Source organism: Streptomyces ossamyceticus (assembly GCF_001418475.1).
In the GTDB taxonomy this organism is placed as follows: domain Bacteria; phylum Actinomycetota; class Actinomycetes; order Streptomycetales; family Streptomycetaceae; genus Streptomyces; species Streptomyces ossamyceticus.
On record NZ_LIQX01000655.1, the window covers coordinates 1 to 8482 of the forward strand.

Sequence of the window (8482 nt, forward strand, 5' to 3'; positions counted from 1 at the left end):
GCGGGCCGCGCTCGGCGAGGCGGCGCGGCGGCTGGCGGGCGGCGATACCGGCCGCTGAACGCGACGCGCCGCCCGCAGCACCGCCGGGTCCGTCGCCAGGTCCGCCTCCCCCGGTGGCAGCAGCCAGTCCGCACCGTCCGCGGGGGCCAGGACCGCGCCCTGCCCGTCGCTCTGTGTGCAGGTGCTGCCCGGCACGTCCCACGCGTCGGCCGTGCCCGGCGGGACGAGGAACCCGAGGGTGTCGCAGGCGTCGTCGTGCAGGACGGGCCCCACGGTCATGACGGGCCCGACCACGTCCAGGGCCCCGCGCCGGAGGATGTCGACGGCCTCCAGGCCCTGCCGCGCGGGGACGGTCACGAGGTCGCACCCGGAGGCCGACCGGGCCTGCGGGGCGGGGTGTTCGAGGGTCGGCCAGCGCTCCGCGGCGGGCACGTCGGACAACGGCGTACGGGGTTCGACGTTCTTCATCCGGGCCTCCAACGCGTACAACCCCCTTCTTCCGGCAGACGGCAGCGGGAGTTCGGGCGCTCCCGGTCCATGCTGCCCAACGCGCGGCCTCGTCAACGGCTACGGCGGAACCGTGCCGCAAAGGATGGCAGTTCATGGCAGATCAAGGATGAGATATCCGGTTTGTAGCCAAACCTCACATCGAGGCATCTGTGGGGCGGGTACGTTCTTGCCCCGCCGGACACAGAGGAACCAACCACCCAGGACGCGGACAACTCGACGCGGACAACTCCCCTGATCCCGGCACGGTTCGACGGTTCGCGAGAGAGGGCCCGGCCATGGCGTCGTCATCGGTGACCTCATCCCAGTCCCCCCGGCCTCAGCGGCCGAACCTCGCCTTTCGGCGGCTGCGCGGGCAGCGCTCGCCGGGCGAGTTCGCCGCGGCGGTACGCCGTGCCGCGCGTGAGATCGGTGAGCGGGTGAGCTGTGACGCGCGCTATGTCGGGCGGGTCGAGTCAGGAGAGATCCGCTGCCCGAACTACGCGTACGAACGGGTGTTCCTGCATATGTTCCCGGGCCGGACCCTGACCGATCTGGGGTTCGCGCCCCGCGCGGAGGTACGCGGTCGGGGGGCGCGCTCCACCGAGGAGGCGCCCTCTCCTCGCACCAAGAGCCGCTCGCGCTCCCCACTCGGTGCGAGGGGTGAGACGGAAGGGATATACGAGCCGTATGAAACGCAAGAGACGTACGACATGCAGGACCCGCGGGGCGACACGGGCTGTGTCCGCGGTCGGCGGGACACGCACCACACGTACCAGGACCACGAGGAGAGCGACGTGCAACGTCGCGCATTCATGACCGGGGGTACCGCCGCCATGGCGGCCACCTCCTTCGGCCCCTTCGCCCTCGGCGGCACGGCCTCGGCCGCGGGCCGTGCCACGCACCGCGCGGGTTCGTCGGATGTGGGGGCCCTCGAAGCGGCCGTGCGCAAGATCCGGCTGCTCGACGACCGGCACGGGGCCGACGGGCTGTACCGCAGGGCCTCGGCGCCACTGCGGGCCGCGTACGCGCTGCTCGACGCGGGGACCACCCGGCAGGCCAGCGCCGACCGGCTGTACGCGGGCGCCGGTGAACTGGCCATCTCGGTGGGCTGGCTGGCCCATGACTCGGGGCGTTTCGACGACGCCCGCTCCCACTACGCGGAGGCGCTCGCCACGGCCCGGATGTCGGGCGACGCGGCTCTGGAGGCGCACGCGTTCTGCAACACGGCGTTCCTCGCGCGGGACGCGGGCCGGCCGCGGGAGGCGGTACGGGCGGCACAGGCCGCGCAGCGGGTGGCGCGGCCCCTCGGCTCGCCGCGGCTGATGTCCCTGCTGGCGCTGCGGGAGGCGGGCGGCTGGTCGGGGCTCGCCGACCGCACCGGGTGCGAGCAGGCGCTGGCCCGGGCGCACGCCCTGTTCGGGCGGGGGACCTCCGACGCCGACCCGGAGTGGATGACCTTCTACGGCGAGGCCGAGCTGGAGGCACTGGAGGCGCAGTGCTGGTCCACGCTCGGCGACTGGCCCCGGGCGGCCCGGCACGCGCGGCGGGCCGCGCAGCTCCAGAACCCGCACTTCACCCGCAACATCGCCCTCTACACCGCCGAACTCGCCGACGACCTCGCGCGCGGGGGCCGGCCCGACGAGGCCGCGGCGGCGGGGATGCGGGTCCTCGACCTGCTGGACGAGGTCCAGTCCTCCCGGGTCCAGCAGATGCTCGCGGGCACGGCCCGCGTCCTGCTGCCGCACCGCCGAGCGGCGGGCGTGTCAGCGTTCCTGGAACGTCACGCGGGCGTCGCGCGAACCGCCTAGCGGTACTGCGTCGGGCTCGGGGCCCGGTTCCGCGTGGGGTGAGGGATCTCAGCCGTACAGGTGCCCCGTGTCGTTCCACGACTCGATCGCCGGATCGCCGTAGGCCCAGCCGAGGACCGACAGGGACGTCGGGTTGAGGCGGACGCGGGCGGCGAAGTCGATGCCCTGCCCGAGCCAGCGGGCGGCTATGGACCGCAGGATGTGCCCGTGGGCGAAGACCAGCACGTCGCGCTCCTCGCTCCGGGCCCACCGCACCACCTCGTCCGCGCGCGCGGTGACCTGCTGGAGGGTCTCCCCCTCGGGGACGCCGTCGCGCCACATGAGCCAGCCGGGCCGTACGGCCTGGATGTCGGCCGGGGTGAGCCCCTCGAACGCCCCGTAATCGACCTCCATGAGCGTGTCCCAGGTGGTGGCGCGCTCGCCGAACCCGGCCAGTTCACAGGTCTCACGCGCGCGTGAGAGGGGACTCGTACGGACCTCGACTCCGGTGAGCCCGTCCAGGGGCGGCCGGTGCAGGCGCTCGCCGAGCAGCTTGGCACCGCGTCGGCCCTCTTCGAGGAGAGGGACGTCCGTCCTGCCGGTGTGCTTCCCGAGCCGGGACCATTCCGTCTGTCCGTGGCGGGCCAGCAGGATGCGCGGTGCCATGCGAAAACCTTTCCGGGTGTCCTCTGGGAGAAGGGAGAATGAAGCGGCGGACGCGTCCATCATCGCTCAGACTGCCGGGGGGCAACCCGAGGGGCGATCCCGGCGTCTTGGACAACGTCCTGCACACGGGAGGACGTCCCGCGCACGACGCACAGATGAACACAGTGGACGCAGATGGGGGAGGGCGATCGGATGCCGCAGACCGAGGCAGCCGAAGCACCGGTCACCGAGAGGGCCGACGCACCGGTTACCGAGGCAGTGCCAGGCACGCACACGCGGCTCCGCTGGTGGACCGAGTTGCCGCTGATCCTGCTGGTGTACGGGGCGTACTCGGGCGGCAGGCTGCTCGCCCGCGGTGACACGTCGACCGCCGTCGAGCACGGCCTGGCGATCCTGCGCTTCGAGAAGGCCCTGAGCCTGAACGCCGAGCATCCGCTGAACCGGCTGTTCACGCGGGAACCCTGGATAGGCATACCCGCCGACTTCTGGTACGCGTCCCTGCACTACCTGGTCACGCCCGTGCTCCTGGTGTGGCTCTTCCGCTCCCACGCCGTGCGCTACCGCGTGGCCCGCACCTGGCTGATGACCTCCACGTTCATCGGTCTGATCGGCTTCACCCTGCTCCCGACCTGCCCGCCCCGGCTGCTCGACCCGGCGCACGGCTTCGTCGACACCATGGCCCACTACAGCTCCTGGGGCTGGTGGGGCGGCGAGGCCAGCGCGCCCCGCGGTCTGGGGGGCATGACGAACCAGTACGCGGCGATGCCGAGCCTGCACGTCGGCTGGGCACTGTGGTGCGGGGTGATCCTCTGGCGCTTCGGCGGCGGCTCGCGCCTCGTCCGGGCCGCGGCCGTCGCGTACCCCGTGATCACCACGATCGTGGTCATGGGCACCGCGAACCACTACTTCCTCGACGCGGCGGCGGGCGCCGCCGTGATGGGCGTCGGCCTGCTGCTCGCGCCGCTGGTCCTGCGGACCGCCGACCGTTGCCGGGTCGCCCTCGGCCTCACGGCGCCCTGTCCCCGATTGTCAGTGCCGGATGCCAGACTTCGCCGGGTGAGCGAATTCCACGGCAGCGGATCACCGAACCCGAGCCGGGTGCCGCCCCCTCGGAAGCAGGGGACGGCGCTCCGGCAGCAGCTCGCTGAGCTGCGCGGACCCGAGGTCCCACCGAAGGCGCTGGACGCGCGCGCCCTCGCCGCGCTCGCGGCCAACCCGGGCTGCGAGCGCCGCGCGCTGCTGGACGGCGCCGGGGTGAACAAGGCGGTGCTGGCGGACGCGCTCGGCTCGCCCTCCGCCTTCGGCCAGTCCCAGTTCGCCTTCATGCGGGGCAACGCCTTCGAGGCCCGCGTGAAGGCGGACGGCGGGGCGGAGCTGCTGAGACTCGTCCACGAGAGGCTGGACCCGGGCGCCGAGCCACCGGCCGCCGCGTCCGTCCCCGACCTCGCCGCCGTCGGCCCCGAGGGCCGCGCCGCCCGTACGGCACTGGCCCTGAGGGAGGCCACCGACGCGGGCGGCTGGGCGCTGCTCGACCATCCCATGGTGGCGCTGGACGTCGCGGGCTCCCCCGCCTTCCTGGAGCCGGACGCGGTGGTGGTCCACCCGGACGGCACCTGGACGGTCGTCGAGATCAAGTCCTTCCCGATGCTGGACGGTTCGGCGGACCCGGCGAAGGTGGGCGCCGCCGCCCGCCAGTCCGCGGTCTACGTCCTGGCGCTGGAGGAGGTGGCCGCCCGGCTCGACCCCGCGCCCGCCGTCCACCACCGGGTGCTGCTCGTGTGCCCCAAGGACTTCACCAACCTGCCGACGGCCGCCGCGGTCGACGTCCGCAAGCAACGCGCGGTCACCCGGCGCCAGTTGACCCGGCTCACCCGGATCGAGGACATCGCCCGGTCCCTCCCCGAGGGCACCTGCTTCGCCCCCGACCTCCCCCGTGACGAGCTGACGACCGCCGTCGAGGCCCTCTCCGCCACCTACGCCCCCGAGTGCCTCGCCGCCTGCGAGCTGGCCTTCCACTGCCGGGCCCGCTCCCGCGCGGACGGCGCGGTGACCTCCCTGGGGCGAGCCGCGCGGGCCGAGCTGGGCGGACTCACCACCGTCGAGGACGTCCTGGCCGCGGCCCACGGCAGGGCGGGCGACCCCGACGACCCGACAGTGGCGGCGCTGCGCCGGGCGGCGGAGCTGCGCGCGGAGGCCCTCACGGCGGCCGGTGCGCCCGCCGCGGTCACCGAGGGGGTCGTGTGTCACTGATCGCCACCCTCGCCCGGCTCGAAGCCATCAGCTCGGGCCGCGCCCAGCCCGCCGCCACCGTCCTGCACCGGCATCTGACGGCGACTCCGCTGGTGTTCGTGCCGCTCATCACCGCCGGCGAGGCCGGGGCCCCGCTCGGGGCGCTCGTCGGCACCGACCGGGACGCACCCCGGCTGCTGGTCGTCCCCCAACCCCGCGACCGGGACCTGCGGTTCGCGTTCCTGGCGGAGCTGGCGGACATCGTGCTGCCGTACGTGGACGCGTACGCCGACGTCGTGGAGGCCGCCGAGCGCAGCGAGACCGACCCGGAGACCGGCAAGCGGGTCAAGGTCGAGGTCGAACTGTGCGCGGACGCACCGCAGTTGATCGTGCCGAGCCGCACCGGTATCGACTTCGTCCGGCTCCTCGGGCGCTCCATGCGGTTCCGGCGGACCGCCGAGCAGGACCCGGAAGCGCCTCACCCGGCACCGCCGCGGGTGCCGCTGCTCGGGCGGTGGCTCACCCACTTCGGGGAGCGGGCGCGGGTGCCCGGCTCGTCGCTGCTGCTCGCCCTGACGGACCTGCTGGCGCGGCACTGGGCGACCGGGCAGTCAGGCGTCGAGGACCAGCACCTCGCGTCGCTGCTCGCCTGGATCGACCCGCCGGAGGGCGAGTCGGGCGAGGCGGCGGCGCGGCGGGCCGAACTGGCGCGGGACGCCGAGGGCCAGTTGCTGTGCCCGCCCGCCGGTCCCGCGACGGACCCGGCGTTCGACAACAAGCTGCTGGCCCCGGCCATCGAGCGGTACGACCGGGCGCGGCTGGCGCTGGCCGCCGCCGAGGACGGGCTGGAGGCCGACGCGCGCCTCGGCGCGCTGACCGCCGCCGAGCGCGAGATCCGCGCCCTCGTCGAGAGCCGCACCCGGCCCACGTGGGACGCCGTCTGGCACGGCCTCGACCTGCTGCGCGCCCTGCCGGAGGGCGCCCACGCGGCCGACCGGTGGACCCGCGACCGCTGGTCGTTCACCGGCCACCGGGACCGGATCGTCGCCGGGGAGCCCCCGCAGCCCCGTATCGACGACGCGGTCACCGCCGCGAACAAACTGGCCGCGCGGGAGCGGGAGCAGGCCCGGCTCGACGCCCAGGAGGCCCTCGACGACCCGCTGGTCATGGCGGGGCGGCGGCTGTCCGGGGAGGCGTTCGCCGGTGAGGTCACCGATGTCGTGATGGCGTACAGCGAGGGCAAGCGGCCGAGCCCCCGGCCGCTGGTCACCGTGACGACGCGGGACCGGCCGCATCTCGGGGAGCGGGTGAAGGTGTACCGCTCGCTGGGCGGAAAGCCGCAGACCGCCGAGTTCGTGGCGGCCGAGGAGGACGCGGAGGGCGGCGGGGTGCTCCTCGTGCTGCGGATCATGGACAAGATGGGGCGGGGCAAGGAGCCGGAGGCCGGGTCGGTCCCCGAGAAGGGCGACCGGGTCTGCTTCACCCTGTTCGAGCACGACCAGCGGGGCGGGGCGAAGCTGCCGGAGCCCGAGGACACCCCGTGGACGCACGGCGGACCGCCGGGTGAGCCCGACGCCGTACCGCTGCCGGACCCGGTGACCGAGGAGGACGTCCTGTGACCGGCGCCGAGGCAGTGCTCGACCCCGGGGCCGCGGCCGGCCGGGCCACCGAGGCGATCCTGCGCGACACCCTGCACGGCACGCACCGCGGGGTGGTGGTCGACTCGCCGCCCGGCGCCGGCAAGTCCACGCTCGTCGTCCGCGCCGCGCTGGAGCTGGCCTCCGCCGGACGCCCGCTGATGGTCATCGCGCAGACGAACGCGCAGGTGGACGACCTGGTGATCCGGCTCGCGGAGAAGGACCCCGAGCTGCCGGTGGGCCGGCTGCACAGCAGTGACTCCGACCCGTACGACAAGGCGCTCGACGCCCTGCCGAACGTGAAGAAGTCCACGAAGGCGGCCGAGCTGGCGGGCCTCGACGTCGTGATCTCCACGGCCGCCAAGTGGGCCCACGTCAAGGGGGTCGAGCCGTGGCGGCACGCGATCGTCGACGAGGCGTACCAGATGCGGTCGGATGCGCTGCTGGCCGTGGCGGGGCTGTTCGAGCGGGCGCTGTTCGTGGGCGACCCCGGGCAGCTGGACCCGTTCTCGATCGTGGGCAGCGAGCAGTGGGCGGGCCTGTCGTACGACCCGTCGGCCTCGGCGGTGACGACCCTGCTCGCGCACAACCCCGAGCTGCCGCAGCACCGGCTGCCGGTGTCGTGGCGGCTCCCGGCGTCGGCCGCGCCGCTCGTGTCCGACGCGTTCTACCCGTTCACGCCGTTCCGCAGCGGCACGGGGCACGGGGACCGGCGGCTCGCCTTCGCGGTGCCGTCCGACGGCTCCGGCCCGGACCGGGTCATCGACGAGGCCGCCGAGTCGGGGTGGGGGCTGCTGGAGCTGCCGGCCCGCCACACGCCCCGGACCGACCCCGAGGCGGTACGGGCGGTCGCCCGGGTCGTACGGCGGCTGCTCGACCGGGGTGGGGCGGCGACGTCCGAGCGGGCCGAGGAGCCGGTGCCGCTGACCGCGGACCGGATCGCCGTCGGCACGGCCCACCGGGACCAGGCCGCGGCGGTGCGCGCCGCGCTGGCCGAGCTGGGGGTGTCCGACGTGGTGGTCGACACCGCGAACCGGCTCCAGGGCCGGGAGTACGACGTGACCGTCGTCCTCCATCCGCTCTCCGGCCGCCCCGACGCGACGGCCTTCCACCTGGAGACCGGCCGCCTGTGCGTCCTCGCCTCCCGCCACCGGCACGCCTGCATCGTGGTCTGCCGCGCGGGAGTGACCGACCTCCTCGACGACCACCCGTCCACGGAGCCGGTGCAACTGGGCGTCACGGTCAAGTTCCCGGACGGCTGGGAGGCGAACCACGCGGTACTGGCAGAGCTGGGGGAACACCGGGTGACGTGGCAGCCGTAAGCCACGCGGCGGAGCGGGGCGAGAGACAGGACACGGGACAACCGCCCGGCAAGGGACCACCACCCCTGCCACCCGATCCGCCGGACGGAGTCCGGCACGCCGCCCACAGGCGGCCGAGAGAAACAGCCCCGGACGGCTGGGAGGCGAACCACGCGGTACTGGCGGAGCTGGGGGAACACCGGGTGACGTGGCAGCCGTAAGCCACGCGGCGGAGCGGGGCGAGAGACAGGACACGGGACAACCGCCCGGCAAGGGACCACCACCCCTGCCACCCGATCCGCCGGACGGAGTCCGGCACGCCGCCCACAGGCGGCCGAGAGAAACAGCCCCGGACCGCTGGGACGCGACCCAC

Annotated in this window: 6 protein-coding genes and 1 pseudogene; 5 read left to right on the top strand and 2 right to left on the bottom strand. The window is 74.4% G+C overall.

Translation table 11 applies throughout. The annotated features are described in order from the left end of the window. On the bottom strand, positions 1 to 468 hold a 468-nt coding region (locus AOK15_RS47880; RefSeq protein WP_240508751.1), incomplete at its 3' end, for a hypothetical protein. 317 nt (positions 469 to 785) lie between these two features. Here AOK15_RS47880 and AOK15_RS35890 point away from each other — a divergent pair. Further along, a complete protein-coding gene (locus AOK15_RS35890) occupies positions 786 to 2297 on the top strand; it encodes an NsdA family TPR-like regulatory protein (protein WP_055522630.1) in 1512 nt (503 codons plus the stop codon). Positions 2298 to 2345: 48 nt separating this feature from the next. Here the strand turns inward: AOK15_RS35890 and AOK15_RS35895 are convergent, their stop codons facing one another. Continuing rightward, positions 2346 to 2942 (bottom strand): histidine phosphatase family protein, encoded by a 597-nt coding sequence (locus tag AOK15_RS35895; RefSeq protein WP_055522632.1) that lies wholly within the window; start codon positions 2940 to 2942, stop codon positions 2346 to 2348. A 192-nt stretch (positions 2943 to 3134) separates the two neighbouring features. Here AOK15_RS35895 and AOK15_RS43105 point away from each other — a divergent pair. The 4 genes and pseudogenes from AOK15_RS43105 (at position 3135) to AOK15_RS35910 (ending at position 8130) form a co-directional block, all read left to right on the top strand. Next, positions 3135 to 4090: pseudogene (locus tag AOK15_RS43105) on the top strand (phosphatase PAP2 family protein). After that, positions 4041 to 5192, top strand: coding sequence for a hypothetical protein (locus AOK15_RS35900; RefSeq protein WP_055522639.1), 1152 nt, complete (start codon positions 4041 to 4043; stop codon positions 5190 to 5192). The pseudogene AOK15_RS43105 and the gene AOK15_RS35900 overlap by 50 nt, the downstream one beginning before the upstream one ends. Further along, on the top strand, positions 5183 to 6790 hold the full coding sequence (locus AOK15_RS35905) for a hypothetical protein (RefSeq protein WP_055522634.1): 1608 nt from the start codon (positions 5183 to 5185) through the stop codon (positions 6788 to 6790). Before AOK15_RS35900 ends, AOK15_RS35905 begins: the two co-directional genes overlap by 10 nt. After that, entirely contained in the window at positions 6787 to 8130 is a 1344-nt protein-coding gene (locus AOK15_RS35910; RefSeq protein ID WP_055522636.1) for an AAA domain-containing protein, read from the top strand. Before AOK15_RS35905 ends, AOK15_RS35910 begins: the two co-directional genes overlap by 4 nt. Positions 8131 to 8482 lie beyond the last annotated feature (352 nt).